We start from the raw sequence: 14405 nt of genomic DNA on the forward strand, positions 1-14405 counted from the left end.
GCGGGACCCCGGACACCGGGGCCCCGAGGGGGGCGGCCGTCACACGGCCGGTACGTCGGACTCCTCGGCGCTGCGGATGCCCGACAGGACGCTCGCCAGCGCCGGGCGCGGTACGGCGGTCCCGGCCGACGGCGCGGACCCGCTCGCGGGCACGTCCGCGGGGCCGCCGCCGGCGATGCCGAACAGCTCCAGCGCCGCGGCGGACGCGCCGCTCACCTCGGCCGTCACACTCCGGTGCGCCTCCCAGCGCTCCCGGGACAGCCGGAACCGGTCGCTGACGGCACGCTCCCCGCGCACCGCGTTGACCTGGGTGCCGTCGGGCTCGAAGCCGAACTTGCGGCACACGCCCCGTGAGGCGTCGTTGCCGCGCCGCACCACCGACACCGCGTGCTGCGCGCCCAGCCCGGTGAACGCCAGCTCCAGCGCGGCGGCCCGCGCGTGGCCGCCCAGTCCCTCGCCCTGCCGGTCCAGCGCCAGCCAGGACGTCAGCAGCACCTCGCGGGTGACGCCGAAGTCCCGCCCGCCCAGGCTCTGCGAGCCGATCACCTCGCCGTCGTGGACGACGGCCAGGTACAGCGTCCAGTCCTGCGGGCTCCAGGACGCCATCGCGTTCCAGTGCCGTTGCAGCAGCCGCCGCGCGACCTGCTCGGGGCTGCCGTCCGTCCACTGCGAGAAGAACGGCATGAAGCCGGGCCGGTGCACGCCCCGGACGGCCCGGTCGGCGAGCGCGTCCAGGTCCTCCGGGCCGGGCCAGCGCAGCTCGATCCGGGAGGTGCGCACCCGGATGCCGGTGAGTGGCCAGTTCCTCATGCCGCCGCCCCCGCGGGTTCGGCGGCGGACGCCGTCTGCCGGTCCTCGGCCCGCTGCGGCGCGTCCTCGGGCAGGTCGGCCCGCGCGCCGAGCGTCGCCCGCAGCCGCAGCGCGACCGCGACGACCGCGAGGCAGCCGGACAGCAGCACGGCCATCAGGCCGAGCCCGTCGGCCAGCGGCAGCGTGACACCGGCCAGCGCGGGCCCGGCGACCGAACCGGTCGACACCGCCACCGACAGCAGCGCGTTGACCCGGCCGCGCACCCGCTCGGCCGCCAGGTCGTTCAGCAGCGACGTCACCACCGGGAAGACCAGCGCCTCACCGACGCTCAGCCCCACCACGCCGGCGATCGCCCACGCGAGCGCGGCCGTGCCGGACTGCGTGCCGGCGATCAGCACCAGCGCCCACGACAGCGCCCACACCGCGCCGGACACCGCGAGGACCGTGCTGCGGCGCACGCTCTGGATCCGGTCGGCGAGCAGCACCTGCGCGCCCACCGCGACCACGATGTTCACCGCGAAGGCACCGGAGATGCCCTGCGCGCCCAGCGCCCCGTCCTGGGTGAGATAGCCCGGCAGACCCGAGCGGAACTGCCCGTAGGAGACCAGCGAGCACACCGCCAGCGCGGCCAGCAGCGCCCCGATGTGTCGTTGCGTCAGCACCTCGCGGTAGCCGACGGGAGCGCCGGCGGCCTTCTTCTCGTCGCCGTCACCGGCCTTCAGCGCCCGCGGCAGCAGCCAGAACAGCGCCGCGCCCGCCAGCAGGAAGGTCGCGCCGTCCGCCAGGTACAGCGCGGCGAAGCGGGCCGCCCGTGATCCGGCGTCCAGCGACGCCACCACACCGCCCGCCAGCACACCGAGACCGGTCATGGCGTTGAACACCGCGTAGTCCGCCGAGTAGGCCAGCCCCCGCTCCCGCGCCGAGTCCGCGCCCGCGTACAGGAAGCGCAGCGCGGTGCCGACGCCGCTGATGCCGAAGCCGTACACCAGCGCCGCGGCCGTCGCCGTGACCGTGCCGGTCGCCTGCGCGTACAGGGCGGTGCCCAGCCCGGCGACGGCCATCACCAGCGGCACCGTGGTGCGCGGTGCGAACCGGTCGAGCAGCGTGCCCCACAGCAGGCCGCCCGCGACCGCGGTGGCCGCCTGCACGGCCAGCGTCAGCGACGGCACCCAGGCGGGCAGCCCGCGCACCTCGCTGAGATAGATCCACAGGAACGGCAGCACCAGGCCGCCGCCGAAGGAGTTGACGGCGTTGACGCCGAGGACGATCCGGGTGCGCGGCGACAGTTGGCGCAGCACCGCCAGCGGCTTGGGCATCAGTGCGCCTCCAGTACGTACAGCCACGAGTGCGGAGTGCCGAACGGCACGATGCGGCGCGGCACCAGACCGGCCGCCGCGAACAGCTCCTCGTACGTCTCCTTGGTGTGCAGCGGCACGCCCATCAGGGCGTGCGCCAGCTCGTAGCCGAGCGAGAAGACCGGCAGCGAGGCGGAGTCCTCGGCGTCGGGACGCAGCATGGTGTCGGCGAGGACGAAGGTGCGGGCGGCGGGGAACGCCTCCCGCAGCCGGGTGAAGGTGTGCGGCCGGGTGACGGGGTCGGCGAGCAGGTCGTGCAGCAGGAAGAAGCTCATCACCGTGTCGACCCGGGCGAGCTTGTCGCGGTGCGCGTCCCGGTGGCACACGTCCAGCACGTCGGCCCGGATCGCCTCGACGCGGCCGGTCAGGCCCGCCTCGGCGATGGTGCGCACGCCCAGCTCGGTGGCCGGGCCGCTGATGTCCAGGCCCAGGCCGCGGGTGCCGGGACGCCCGCCGACGACGCGGGAGACACGGGCGGAGATGCCGCTGCCGAGGTCGGCGAGCACGGAGAAGTCGACGTCGGCGAGGACCTCGTCGAGGGTGCCGGACATGAAGGAGCGGTCGTTCTGCCCGGAGCCGAGCGCCACCATGGCCTCGTCGCGCAGCACGTCGGTGCCGAACGCGCCCTCGCCGGTGACGATGCGGTGCGCCTGCGCGAACACCTCGTTGTAGCCGCCGACGCCCCAGGTGAAGTAGCCGCGCATACGGATGATCTCCTGGCCGGCCGAGGTCAGCAGCGCGGTGTCGCCGTCCTCCTGGAGGCGCAGCCAGCCGCAGGTGGCGGCGGCCCGGACCAGTTCGCGCAGCACACGCTCACGGACGGCGGGGCCGAGTTCGGCGGCGAGCGCGCGCAGGTCGAGCAGGGGGGCGGCGGCCAGCCGTTCCCAGATGCCGAGGCGGTCCAGGGCGTGGACGACGGTGCCGGCGACATAGCCGTTGAAGGCCTGGTCCACGCCGATCGGGGCGGGCGCGGCACCTGCCCAGTCGGCGGGTGGCGCGAGGTCTGCGGTGCGGTCGTGGACGGCAGTCATGGCGGTCCTTTCCGGGGTCGGTCGGGTGGTCAGGCGGCGGGTCCCGCGAGGCGGGCCCACTCGTCGAGCAGGGCGTCGGGGGAGGCGTCCCCCGCGACGGGGGCGTACACGGCGAGGGCGACGGCCCAGCGGCCCCCGGGGCCGTCCGCGGGAGCGAGGGCACAGCGCACCAGGGGCGCGTCGGCCGTGGCGAAGGACTCGTCCGCGGCCGCGGCCCGCACCCGGGCGGCCGGTTCGCCGGGAACGTCGCCGGGGGCGAGCACCGTCACCGGCACGGGCTCCTGCGAGGTGCGCGCGAACCATCGGCCCGCGTGCCGGGTGAAGACGGTGCGCAGCGCCGGGTGCCGCTCCCGCAGGGCGGCCAGCGCGGCATCGGCCTGTGCCGGGGAGGGGGCCGGGCCGGGCAGCACGGCCGTGGCGCACAGTACGTTCTCGGCGGCGCTGCCGCTGCGGACGAGGTCGTGGAAGAGCCGGCGCTGCTCGTACGGGGTGAGCGGACGCAGCCCGTCCGGCGGCACGGCGGCCGGCCCGCCCCGGCGGAAGGGGTACCCGGGCAGCCGTACCCGCCGCCCCGCCGCGCCCAGCGAGCAGTCCACGTCCTCGCCGAGCTCCCACAGCCGCGCGAACAGCTCGGGGTAGGAGGCGGGCCGTGCCGGGTCGAGCCACAACTCGACGCGGTTCCCGGCGGTTTCCCGCTGCCCGGCCCGCCCGAGAACGGACGCCACACTGACGACGGCCGGCGCGAAGCCGCCGCCGACGGTGCCGGCCGCCGCCGCGAGAAGGGCGGTGGTGTCCCCGTCCGCGGCAGCGGCGCCGGCGGTGTCGTCGCCCCCGCGCGAAGGTCCGTCCGCGGGCCGGGCGGCCGTCGGCGAGGCGGCGGCGGCGCGCTCGTCGGCCGCGCCGGACCGCACGCCGAGCCGGACCACCAGCCCGGGGGGCACGGCCTGCGCGGCGGCACCGGAGCCGCCCGGCCCCCCGGAGGCTTTGGAAGCCGCCGCGCGCAGCGCGTCCGGCAGGGGCAGGGAGCCGTCCAGGGCCGCCGCGGCGGCCGCGGCGGCCGGGCCCCTGCCGCGTACGAGGTCGGGGCGCAGCCCCCGGTCGGCCAGCCACGCGCCGACGCCGTACAGGACGGCGGCCGTGCGGGCGGCGTACGCGTCGGTGCCCGGCGGCAGGCCGAGGGCGCCGGCCTCCTCGAGCGCGGCGGCCACCTGGGGCAGCCGGGGCGTCCCGGCGAGGGCCTGACCGTCGCCGAGGTCCAGCACCAGCGGCCCGCGGCCGCGGCGGGGCCGTGCGAGAGCGGCCGACCTCCGCAGCGCGGCGGCCAGTTCGGCCCGCCCGGTGCCGGTGACGGCATGTCGTACGGCAAACCGCTCCCGGCCGTGCGCCAGCGTCACCGCCACGTCGTCCACGGCGAGCGAGGCGTCCCGCTCGAGCCGCTCGGCGAGCCGCACGCAGGCCCGCGCCGCCGCTTCCTCGTCCCGCGCGGACACACCCAGCACCCGCGCCACCCCGGGCAGCGCGGGGAAGCGTGCCCCGTCGTCCCGCGCAGCGGAGTCCACCGCCCCGTCCACGGCCGAGGTCACCGTCGTAGTCATGGCGCAGCTCACACCCTTTCCGGTACGTGTTCCTGCACGATCACGTGCGCGTTCGTGCCGCCGACGCCGAAGGAGCTGACGCCCGCGGTGCGCGGGCGGCCGGCGGGGGAGTCCCAGGCGCGGCTCTCGGTGATCAGGTCGAACCGGCCGCCCAGCCGGGCCAGTTCGTCGATCGGCTCGCCGACGTTGGGGGTGGCCGGCAGCACCCCGTGACCCACCGCGAGCACCGTCTTGATCAGCCCCGCGATACCAGCCGCCGTGTTGCAGTGGCCCACGGACGCCTTCACGGAGCCGACCGCCACCGCGGGCCCGCCGGTGCCGAGCGCCTCGCCCAGCGCGGTCGCCTCGATGGCGTCCCCGAGCCGGGTGCCGGTGCCGTGGGCCTCCACGTAGCCGATGTCCGCGCCGCTCACTCCGGCCGCCCGCAGGGCCCGGCGGATCACCCGCGCCTGCCCCTCGACGCCCGGCGCCGAGTACCCGACGCGCGCCCGCCCGTCGTTGTTGACGGCGCTGCCCCGGATCACCGCGTGCACCGGGTCGCCGTCCCGCTCGGCGTCGGACAGCCTGCGCAGCAGCAGCGCGCCCGCGCCGAACCCGCCGACGGTGCCGGTGGCCCGCCGGTCGAAGGGGCGGCACACCCCGTCCTCGGCGTACAGCAGACCCGGCCGGAAGGTGTACGAGCCGTCGGACGCGCCGTCCAGCGAGACCGCCCCGGCCAGCGCGTAGTCGCTCTCGCCGCGCAGCAGCGCGCGGCACGCCAGATGCACCGCGTACAGGCCGGTGGAGCAGGCGGTGTCCAGCATCAGCGCCTCGCCCCACAGGTCGTGCAGATAGGCGAAACGGGAGGCGACGAAGGTCGGGTCGGCGTTGACGACGTCGTCGACGCGGGCCTCGCCGTCGGTGCGCACGAACCGCGGGCACCCGGCGTACAGGCTCGTGCGCCGCGCGATGTCGCCGAGGCGCAGCGAGGCGTCCTCGACCGCCGCCCACAGCACCTCGTGCAGCACACCCTGCTGCGGGTCGCCCCCCGCCACGTCCTCCTCGGAGAAGCCCAGCAGTCCGGCGTCGAATCCGGTGCCGTCGGCGAGCATGCCCCAGCGGGCCACCCGGCGGGTGCCGTCGGCGTGCTCGGTGACCACCGGTGCCGGGCCCTCGGTGAAGCAGTCCCGCCCGGCCTCCAGGTTCTCCCAGAACTCCTCCAGGCCGCTCGCCCCGGCGAACCGCGCGCCCATGCCGATCACGGCGATCGCGTCGTCGTCCGCACCGTCCCGGCCCGGTGAGCCGGCCCTTTGCGGCGCGGGGGCCGCGGAGGGCCGGCTCACCGGTGCGGCGGGTGCGGCGGCGCCGCCGAGCAGCCGGGCCTGCGCGCGCACGGTGGTGTGCCGCATCAGCTCGGCGACGGACGGGGCGGTGCCGGTGGCGTCCCGCAGCGCGTCCTGGAGCTTGACCAGCAGCAGCGAATGGCCGCCGGCGTCGAAGAAGTTGGTGTCCTGCGTGAAGGTGCGGCCGGGCAGCACCTCGCGCCAGGCCCTCAGCACCGCGCCGGTCACCCCGGTCTGCGGCAGGGGGGCGGGCCCGGCCGGGGCCGCGGACCCGTCGGGCGGCGCGGGCAGCCGCCTGCGGTCGATCTTGCCGTTCGCGGTCAGCGGCAGCTCGGCCACGGCCAGCAGGTGCGCCGGCACCGCGAACTGCGGCAGCGCGGTGCGCAGATGGGCGCGTACGGCGTCCAGGGCGGCCGGCCGGTCCAGCACCGCGTAGCCGACGATCTCCTTCTCGCCGCGGCCGTTGACCCGGGCGGTGACGAACGCGCTGCGCACCTCGGGGTGGGCGCGCAGCGCGGACTCCACCTCGCCGAGCTCGACGCGCTGGCTGCGGATCTTGACCTGGTTGTCGGCGCGGCCGATGAACTCCAGCCGTCCCTCGGCCGTCCACCGCACCCGGTCCCCGGTGCGGTACAGCCGGGCCCCCGGCTCGCCGCCGAACGGGTCGGGCACGAACCGCTCGGCGGTGCGGCGCGGGTCGCCGAGATAGCCGCGGGCCACGCCCGCCCCGCCCAGCACCAGCTCGCCCGGCACGTACGGCGGGGCGGGCGTCAGCGTGCCCTCCAGCACCACGTGCAGCCGGGTGTCCGGCACGGCGGACCCGATCGGCACCGTCCGGGCGCCCTCGGCGATCTCCTCGACGGGGTGCCAGGAGGAGGTGAAGGAGTTCTCCGTCGGGCCGTAGCTGTGCAGCAGGGTGCCCGGCCGTGCCCAGCGCAGCGCCTTGCGGATGTGGGGCACGGAGACGATCTCGCCGCCGAAGTAGACGCGGCGCAGCGACTGCAGCAGGTCGGGGGCGTCCTCGACGAGCCGGTTCAGCAGCGGGGTGGTGACCAGCAGCGTGGTCACCTCCAGCTCCCTCACGGCGGTGCGCAGTTCGCGCGGGCTCAGCACCAGTTCCTTGTCCAGGACGGCGAGCCGCGCGCCGTGGGCGAGGGCGCCCCAGATCTCGTAGGTGGCGCCGTCGAAGTTCAGCGGGGACAGGTGGGAGACGGTGTCGTCGGGGCCCAGCGGGACGAACTCGGGGCGTCGCATCAGCCGCAGGACGCCGCCGTGGTGCAGCACCACGCCCTTGGGACGGCCGGTGGAGCCGGAGGTGTACAGCACGTTGAACGCGGTCTCGGGGCCCGCGGAGGTCTGCGGCGGCGTCACCGGCATCGGCGCGGCCTCCCGCCCGGCCTGCTCCGGCGTGTGCACGGGCAGGCCCGTGACCCGGTGGCACTCGTCGGCCTCGGCGATCAGCAGCCGCGGCCCGGCGTCGCCGATCACCATGTTCAGCTGGGCGTCGGGGTAGGCGGGATCGAGCGGCAGGTAGGCCGCCCCGGCCAGGCCGACGGCGAGCATCGTGGTCACCGTCTCCACGCCGGGCCGCAGCAGCAGGGCCACGATGTCGTCGGTGCGCACACCACGCACGCGCAGCCAGTGCGCCCTGCGGGCGGCCTCGCGCACCAGCTCCCCGTACGTCACCCGCACGCCGTTGTGCACGAGCGCCACCGCGTCGGGCGCCCGGCGCGCCTGCTCCAGCACCAGCTCCGGCACCGTGGCGGCGACCGGCGCGACCGGCGCGACCGGCGCGACCGGCGCGGCGGAGGGAGCGGAGGGCGTGGGCGTGGCGGCGAGCGCGGTGAGGACGTCCTGGCAGGTGACGCCGGGCTCGGCGGCGGCGAGCAGCGCCTGGTCGACCTGGCGCGCCATCAGCTCGACGGTGGCCGGGGCGTACAGCGCCCGGTCGTAGTCGATGCGCAGGACGAGGTGGTCGGGGGCCTCGACGGCGGCGAACGCCAGGTCGTACTTGGCCACCGCGGTCTGCGGATGCAGCAGCCGCACCTTGGCGTCCGGCATCCGCCAGGACGCGGCCGGGCGCGGCTGGTGCAGGAACACGGCCGAGTACACGGGGGTGGAGCCGGGCGGCGGGTCGCCCGCCTCGGCGTGCGCCTCCATCGACTCCAGCACCTGCTCGCCGAGCGCCGCGGCCCAGTCGCCGAACGACCGGCCGGCCTCGTGCGCCGTACGCACCGGCAGGACGCGCGTGAACAGGCCCACCGCGTCCTCGGCGCCGGGCTCGTCGCGTCCGGCGAACGGCATGCCGAGCACCCCGTCGTCCTCGCCGGACCAGGCGTGCAGCAGCAGGCACCACACGGCGAGCAGCACCATGGCGGGGCTGACGCCCTCGCGGGCGGCGAGCGTGCGCAGCGCGGCCAGCCGGCCCGCGGTCAGGGGGCGCTCGGTGAACCCGGCCGCGCCGCGCAGCCCGTCCTCGGGCCGCACCAGGTCCGGCAGCGGGGCGAGCAGCGCGGGGTCACCGGCCAGCAGCTCCGACCAGTACGGGTCGGGGGCCTGCGGCGCAGGGCGCGGCTCGGGCACCACCACCGGCGCGAAGCCGGGGTCGCCGCCGGCCGTGCGGGCCCGGTAGGCGGTGATCAGGTCCTCGGTGAGCACCTCCACGGAGCGTCCGTCGGCGACGAGGTGATGCACCGTCAGGGTGATCAGCGCCCCGTCCTCGTGGCGCACCCCCTCGGCGCGCAGCAGCGGCGCGGTGCCCGGGTCCAGCGGGCGCCCGGCGGCCTGCGAGGCGTCGGCGAGCGCGGCGGCCCGGTCGTAGCGGCCGGGCCGCCCGGTGATGTGCAGCGGGACGACCGCGTACGGCTCGGGCACCTGGCGCAGTTCGCCGCCCGCCGTCTCGAACCGCCCGGCCAGCGACGGGTGGCGCACCAGCACGTCGGCGAGGGCGGCGCGCAGGGCGCGCTCGTCGAGACGGCCGCGGAACTCCAGGCAGAAGGGGATGTTGTAGCGGCCGGACTCGGGTTCGCACCGGTCGGCGAGCCAGATCTCCAGCTGTGCGGCGGACGCGGGACGGGCCATCACGCCCCGGCCTTCGCGTCCGCCGGGTCCTGCCCGGCCGCCGGGGCGTTCTCGGTGAGGAAGCCGGCCAGCTCGGTCACGGTCGGGTGGGCGAAGAACTGCCGCACCGTCAGCGGGGTGCCGGTGCGGCCCTTGAGCGCGCGCACGATCCGCACGGCGCACATCGAGTGGCCGCCGACCTCGAAGAAGTTCTCGTCGTCCTGGAACTCCTCGTGGCCCAGGCCCTCGGCCCAGGCGGTGCGCACCAGCGCGGTGAGCTCCACGGGCGTGCCGTCGGGGGTGAACGTCGATGTCATGGCGGGTTCCTTCACCTGGGTCAGGACGCGGATTCGGCGGGGACGAGACGCCGGTAGGTGGCGTCCACGGACTCCCACAGCTGCGGGAAGAGTGTGCGGCGGGCCATCTTGCGCAGGCTGAGCGTGGACTCCCCGCGCAGGCTGGTCGGCATGACGGGGCAGCCACCGCCACCGCCCCCGGCGCCGGGGGCATGGTCGGGGTCGGGGCCGTCCGCCGTGAGCGGCTCGGCCTCCGGGTGCCCGCCCAACTGGCCCCACACCAGCCGGAGATGAAGGTGCTTCCAGTCGCCGACGGAGGCGTCCAGCCGCATCAGCGCCTGCCGGACGAGGGCCAGCTCGACGGCCGGCCGATCCCGCTCGGCGGGCGGTTCCATGCGGCCCTGGGCGGTGATGAGGTCCTCGACCGAGCCGCTGACGCGCTCCAGCGCGCGGGTGAAGGCCAGCCACAGCGGCATGGCCGCGCGGCGCAGATTGCGCGCGCCGGGGGAGTCCAGGCCCGTGGTGTTCGCGGGGAACGTCTCGCGCATCGCCAGCAGCGCGGTCTGCGGCAGGTACTCCACCAGCGTGTTCAGGGCGAGCACCGGGATACGGCCCAGCGCGGCCGCGCGCTCGAGCACCTGCGCGGCCAGCAGGAAGTCGCCCGCGTCCAGCAGGTCGACCGCCCGGCACATCTCGTGGTGCATCGCCGCCCAGGCGTACTCCGTGATCAGGTGCACGCTCTGGAACAGCCGCTGATCGGGATGGACGAGCCCGTCCGTGGGCAGCAGCGCGGACAGGGCGGTGGTGAGACGGGTGTCCTCCTCGTAGTTGCTGCCCCGGTCGTACTCGAAGACCAGCAGTCGATCGGCCGCGTCGGGGTTGAGTGCCCGGCGGGCGGCCCGCGGGCGTCCGGTGGTGGCTCGCTTGCTCATCGGCTTCGGTGTCCTTCGGTCGGCTCGGGCTCAGCCCGCGGCGGTCTGCTGCCCGAGGGTGAGGGCCGGCTGCAGGGCGGGGAAGAGCCGGCCGGCGACGACCGACTTCAGATACGGCACACCCTCCGTGGAGCCGGTTCCGGCGCGGGTGCCGATCATCCGTACGGCCAGCCGGTAGTGGGTCTGCTTCCAGCGCTGGTGCACCGCTTCGAGATGCTGTGCCGCGGCGCGTACGGCGGCGGCGTCCGGCTCCGCCAGCCAGCCGCTGGAGATGACGTCCTGCCAGGTGTCCTGAACGGTCTCGCGACCGGCCAGCACCGCCTCGCGAACCCCTGGTACCGAGGTGAACGCGGGCGAGTCGAGCCGGGCTCGCAGCGGGGTGGAGCAGTACGACTCGAAGGTCTTGTAACCCTCGGACTGAATGGCGCTGGCGCCGTCCGTGTACTGCCGGAACTCCCGGAAGGAGGCCGGCTGCATGGTGGCCAGCAGCGAGAACAGCGGCAGCGACTCGCGCAGCACGTCGGCGACCGAGGCGATCAGCGTCGCCGCGTCGCCGGGGCACTCGCCGCGCAGCACGCCGACGGCCCGGCCCAGGGTGCGGGACATGAAACGGAACGTCGTCTCGAACGACTGCAGCACGCGCAGGAAGAGGTACTCGTCGTGCAGCACGTACACCGGCTGCACGCTGGTCAGCAGCATCCGCCGCTCCTGGGCGCAGGCACTCGCGAGGACGGCGTCGGCCAGTGCTCCGGCCGGGGTGCGGCCGGGAGCGGCTGCGACGGACACGGGGTCGACGGCGCCGTCCAGGACGCGCAGCGCGGCCGGTTCCATCACCCGCACCGCCAGCCGCAGCCGCTTTCCCAGCAGCCGGGCGTCGGGGAGCATGCCGTCCGGGGCGGCCGGGGTGCCCGCCAGGGCCAGGCGCTCGAAGCGGACCAGGTCGGCGAGCAGCAGCAGGACCGTACGGTCGCGCAGCCCGGCCGGTTCCCCGGGCCCGGTGGGCCGCAGCAGCGTCAGGGCGGTGTAGCTCGGGTAGTCGTAGCGGTCGTCGTACTTGTCCAGTACGACGTCGAGGAACCGGGCGAGGAAGACGTCCGGTGCCTCCTGCCCCGACCGCCCGGGCTGTTTGCGGAGGGTTTCCCGGCAGTCGGCGAGCAGCCCGAGCAGCGGCCCGGACAGGAAGTGCTTTCCGACCCGGCGCAGCCGGGTGATCACCGCGTCGTACGGGAACTCCTGTGCCGTGCCGCACCGGTGCCACTCGGAGAGTTCGCGCCGGAGCGATTCCTCGGTGCCTTCCACGCGCATCTCCTTCAGAGCCGGAAGCGGTTCATCGGAGGTTCGCTCAAGACCCTGGAGGACCGCTCAAATCCTGCTCCACACGGGCCGGACCGACGGACGATCATGTTTGCGGTGCCGGCCGGGCCGCCCGCGGGCACGCCGGAGGGGCCGGCCCGCTGCGTGCGGTACCGGCCCGGTGCCGTCCGGATCGTGTCCCCGGGGGCCGGGGCGCTAGGGGAGGGTCAGCGGCGGCGCCCGAGCAGCAGCGCGGCCAGCAGGACGAGCCCGGCGAAGGACGCCGAGGTGGTGAAGCCGCCCGCCATGCCGCCGGTGTGCGTGGCGACCATGACGAGGGTGGCCAGGCCGATCGAACCGCCCACGGACTGCAGGGCGTTCAGCACGCTGGCCGCGGCCCCCGCCTCGTCGCCGCGCAGCCCCGAGGTGGCGAGAACGGTCGGCGGGAGCACGCTGAGGGCCATGCCGGCGCCGAGCAGCACCAGCGCCGGCAGCACGGTGGCCGCGTAGCCGTCGCCCGCCTCCAGGGTGGCCAGCCACAGGTTCCCGGACGCCAGCAGAGCGGCGCCCGCGGCCCACATCCGGCGCGCTCCGGTGCGCTGTTCCAGGCGTACGGCGACGGTCGCGGTGACGGCCATGGTGACCGGCAGCGGCAGCAGCGCGCAGGCGGTGGCCAGCGCCGACCAGCCGTGCTGCTGCTGGAAGTACTGGTTGAGGAAGAAGTACGTGCCGATCAGCGCGCCGGGCACGGCGAGCGTGCCGAGATAGGCGAGCAGCCGGGAGCGGTCGGCGAACAGGCGGGGCACCACGACGGGCTGCTGGGCACGCCGCTCGACGGCCGCGAACACCGCCAGCAGCGCGAGTCCGCCGAGCACGCAGCCGGCGACGACCGGGTCGCTCCACGGGCGCTCGGCGGCCTGCGCGAGCCCGTACACCAGCGAGGCGGCGCCCAGCGCCGACAGCAGCGCCCCGGCCAGGTCGAACCGGCCGCGGTGGCGGGCGGTCTCGTCCAGCACCAGCGGCGCGGCCAGCAGGATCGCCAGCCCGAGCGGTACGTCGAGGAAGAGCACCCAGCGCCAGGAGCTGAGCGAGGTGAGCGCGCCGGCGAGCAGCAGTCCGCCGGCCGTGCTGACCGCGCCGACGGTGGTGCACACGGCGATGGCGCGCTTGCGGGAGGCGCCTTCGCCGAAGGTGCTCAGCAGCAGCGCGAGCCCGCTGGGCGCGGCGAGCGCGGCACCCGCGCCCTGCACCGCGCGCACCGCGACGAGGGCCTCGGTGGTGGGGACGAGCCCGCGCAGCGAGGCGGCGGCGGTGAACAGGGCGACGCCCGTGAGGAACACGGCGCGGCGGCCCAGGATGTCACCGGCGCGGCCGCCGAGCAGCAGCAGGCCGCCGAACGCCAGAAGGTAGGCGTTGATCACCCAGGAGGCTCCGACGGCGGACAGCCCGAGCCCCTCGCGCATGCCGGGCAGAGCGGTGTTCACGATCGGGTCGTCGAGCTGGATCATCGCGTTGCAGCCGGCGATCACCGCGAGCGCGGCGGCGGACCGGCCCCGGATCCGGCCGGGCGGCGGTGCGGGTGCCTCCCGCAGCACCGTCGGCTCGGACATCTGCGCGGTCATGACGGCCTCCTGACGACGTGACGACGACTGCCGGTCGCCGGTCACCGTCGCGCGGGCCGCCGGAGAACCGCCGGAGAACCGGTGAAGGATCGCTCGAGGGACGCGGGAGACGCGAAGAGCCGCCGGCCTCGGGTGTCTGCCGGGGCCGGCGGCTCTTCGGGTGTGCCGGGTGGAGGGGGGCGGCGGATCACCGCCGGGTGCCCGGCTTGGGGAGCGGACGGGGACGGGGGACGGACCGGGGCATGGGCCGACGGGCGCCGAAGCCGCCTCGTCCACCGCGCCCCACCTGGGCGAACGTGAGAGACGGGGAACGGTCGAAGGAACGTACTCGCATCTTGACTCCTCGGAGGCCGTTGCGGTGTACTTCAGGTGCAGTGATTTGAATGTAGTACTCCACCTGAAGTGGTGTCAACGCCTTGGAGAGATTCCCATGAGACAGAACACGGCCCGCCGCAACGCCCTCCTCGACGCGGCCATCGAGGTTCTCGCCCACGAGGGTTCGAGGGGGCTGACCCTGCGCGCGGTCGACGCCCGGGCGGCCGTGCCCGTCGGCACCTGCTCCAACTACTTCCGCAACCGCGACGAGCTGCTCCTGCAGATCATGCGGCGCACCCACGAACGCATCACGCCCGACCCGGACGAGGTCGCCGAGGTCATGCGCGCCGAGCCCTCCACCGACCTCGTGGCGCTGCTGCTGCGCCAGGTCCACGCCCGCATGGAAGCCGACCGGGCCGGCTACCTCGCCATGCTGGAACTGCGTCTGGAAGGCACCCGGCGGCCGGAACTCGGGCGCGAACTGACCAAGAACCGCGCCGAGGTGCTGGAGGAGAACGTCCGCTTCCACCTGGACGCCCACCTGCCCGGCGACCGCACCGACGTCGTGCTGCTCTACCTCGCCGTGTCCGGGATGATCCTCGACGACCTCACCGTCCCCGACGTGCTCGCGCCCTACACCGGCACCGACCTGATCGGCGAACTCGCCCACCGCCTGCTGCCCTAGTGACCTGAGTCGGAGATTCGTCGTTGGTTCGGTATGAGTCGTCCGGGTCCGAAGATTCCGCCGTTGTCGGTGACCGATGCCCAGCGGGT

General features: G+C 75.5%; 10 protein-coding genes. 1 reads left to right on the plus strand and 9 read right to left on the minus strand.

The genetic code is table 11. The features are described from left to right. Window positions 1–39: 39 nt before the first annotated feature. The 9 genes from ACIRFH_RS34830 to ACIRFH_RS34870 all read right to left on the minus strand — a co-directional run bounded on the left by ACIRFH_RS34830 (window position 40) and on the right by ACIRFH_RS34870 (window position 13316). Window positions 40–810, minus strand: a complete 771-nt coding sequence (locus tag ACIRFH_RS34830) for a GNAT family N-acetyltransferase (RefSeq protein ID WP_403530028.1) — start codon at window positions 808–810, stop codon at window positions 40–42. After that, on the minus strand, window positions 807–2126 hold the full coding sequence (locus ACIRFH_RS34835) for an MFS transporter (protein ID WP_403530031.1): 1320 nt from the start codon (window positions 2124–2126) through the stop codon (window positions 807–809). The genes ACIRFH_RS34830 and ACIRFH_RS34835 overlap by 4 nt, the downstream gene beginning before the upstream one ends. Beyond that, window positions 2126–3196, minus strand: a complete 1071-nt coding sequence (locus ACIRFH_RS34840; RefSeq protein ID WP_403530034.1) for an SAM-dependent methyltransferase — start codon at window positions 3194–3196, stop codon at window positions 2126–2128. The genes ACIRFH_RS34835 and ACIRFH_RS34840 overlap by 1 nt, the downstream gene beginning before the upstream one ends. A gap of 29 nt (window positions 3197–3225) precedes the next feature. Beyond that, window positions 3226–4791, minus strand: a complete 1566-nt coding sequence (locus tag ACIRFH_RS34845; RefSeq protein ID WP_403530037.1) for a hypothetical protein — start codon at window positions 4789–4791, stop codon at window positions 3226–3228. Window positions 4792–4799: 8 nt separating this feature from the next. Then, window positions 4800–9194 (minus strand): amino acid adenylation domain-containing protein, encoded by a 4395-nt coding sequence (locus tag ACIRFH_RS34850; protein ID WP_403530040.1) that lies wholly within the window; start codon window positions 9192–9194, stop codon window positions 4800–4802. After that, window positions 9194–9490, minus strand: a complete 297-nt coding sequence (locus tag ACIRFH_RS34855; RefSeq protein ID WP_403530043.1) for an acyl carrier protein — start codon at window positions 9488–9490, stop codon at window positions 9194–9196. Before ACIRFH_RS34855 ends, ACIRFH_RS34850 begins: the two co-directional genes overlap by 1 nt. A gap of 20 nt (window positions 9491–9510) precedes the next feature. Continuing rightward, on the minus strand, window positions 9511–10401 hold the full coding sequence (locus ACIRFH_RS34860) for a hypothetical protein (protein WP_403530045.1): 891 nt from the start codon (window positions 10399–10401) through the stop codon (window positions 9511–9513). 30 nt (window positions 10402–10431) lie between these two features. Continuing rightward, entirely contained in the window at window positions 10432–11700 is a 1269-nt protein-coding gene (locus tag ACIRFH_RS34865; RefSeq protein WP_403530048.1) for a tryptophan 2,3-dioxygenase, read from the minus strand. Between the two features lie 221 nt (window positions 11701–11921). Beyond that, complete coding sequence (locus ACIRFH_RS34870; protein ID WP_403530051.1) at window positions 11922–13316, minus strand: MFS transporter; 1395 nt, start codon at window positions 13314–13316, stop codon at window positions 11922–11924. 430 nt (window positions 13317–13746) lie between these two features. Here ACIRFH_RS34870 and ACIRFH_RS34875 point away from each other — a divergent pair, with 430 nt between their 5' ends. Continuing rightward, window positions 13747–14316 (plus strand): TetR/AcrR family transcriptional regulator, encoded by a 570-nt coding sequence (locus ACIRFH_RS34875; RefSeq protein WP_403530054.1) that lies wholly within the window; start codon window positions 13747–13749, stop codon window positions 14314–14316. Window positions 14317–14405 lie beyond the last annotated feature (89 nt).

Source organism: Streptomyces sp. NPDC093586 (assembly GCF_044764905.1).
In the GTDB taxonomy this organism is placed as follows: Bacteria; Actinomycetota; Actinomycetes; order Streptomycetales; family Streptomycetaceae; genus Streptomyces.

Excerpts from the sequence above, each read along its gene's own strand:
- ACIRFH_RS34830 (WP_403530028.1), bottom strand. The coding sequence starts at position 810 with ATGAGGAACTGGCCACTCACCGGCATCCGGGTGCGCACCTCCCGGATC.
- ACIRFH_RS34835 (WP_403530031.1), bottom strand. The coding sequence starts at position 2,126 with ATGCCCAAGCCGCTGGCGGTGCTGCGCCAACTGTCGCCGCGCACCCGG.
- ACIRFH_RS34840 (WP_403530034.1), bottom strand. The coding sequence starts at position 3,196 with ATGACTGCCGTCCACGACCGCACCGCAGACCTCGCGCCACCCGCCGAC.
- ACIRFH_RS34845 (WP_403530037.1), bottom strand. The coding sequence starts at position 4,791 with ATGACTACGACGGTGACCTCGGCCGTGGACGGGGCGGTGGACTCCGCT.
- ACIRFH_RS34850 (WP_403530040.1), bottom strand. The coding sequence starts at position 9,194 with ATGGCCCGTCCCGCGTCCGCCGCACAGCTGGAGATCTGGCTCGCCGAC.
- ACIRFH_RS34855 (WP_403530043.1), bottom strand. The coding sequence starts at position 9,490 with ATGACATCGACGTTCACCCCCGACGGCACGCCCGTGGAGCTCACCGCG.
- ACIRFH_RS34860 (WP_403530045.1), bottom strand. The coding sequence starts at position 10,401 with ATGAGCAAGCGAGCCACCACCGGACGCCCGCGGGCCGCCCGCCGGGCA.
- ACIRFH_RS34870 (WP_403530051.1), bottom strand. The coding sequence starts at position 13,316 with ATGACCGCGCAGATGTCCGAGCCGACGGTGCTGCGGGAGGCACCCGCA.
- ACIRFH_RS34875 (WP_403530054.1), top strand. The coding sequence starts at position 13,747 with ATGAGACAGAACACGGCCCGCCGCAACGCCCTCCTCGACGCGGCCATC.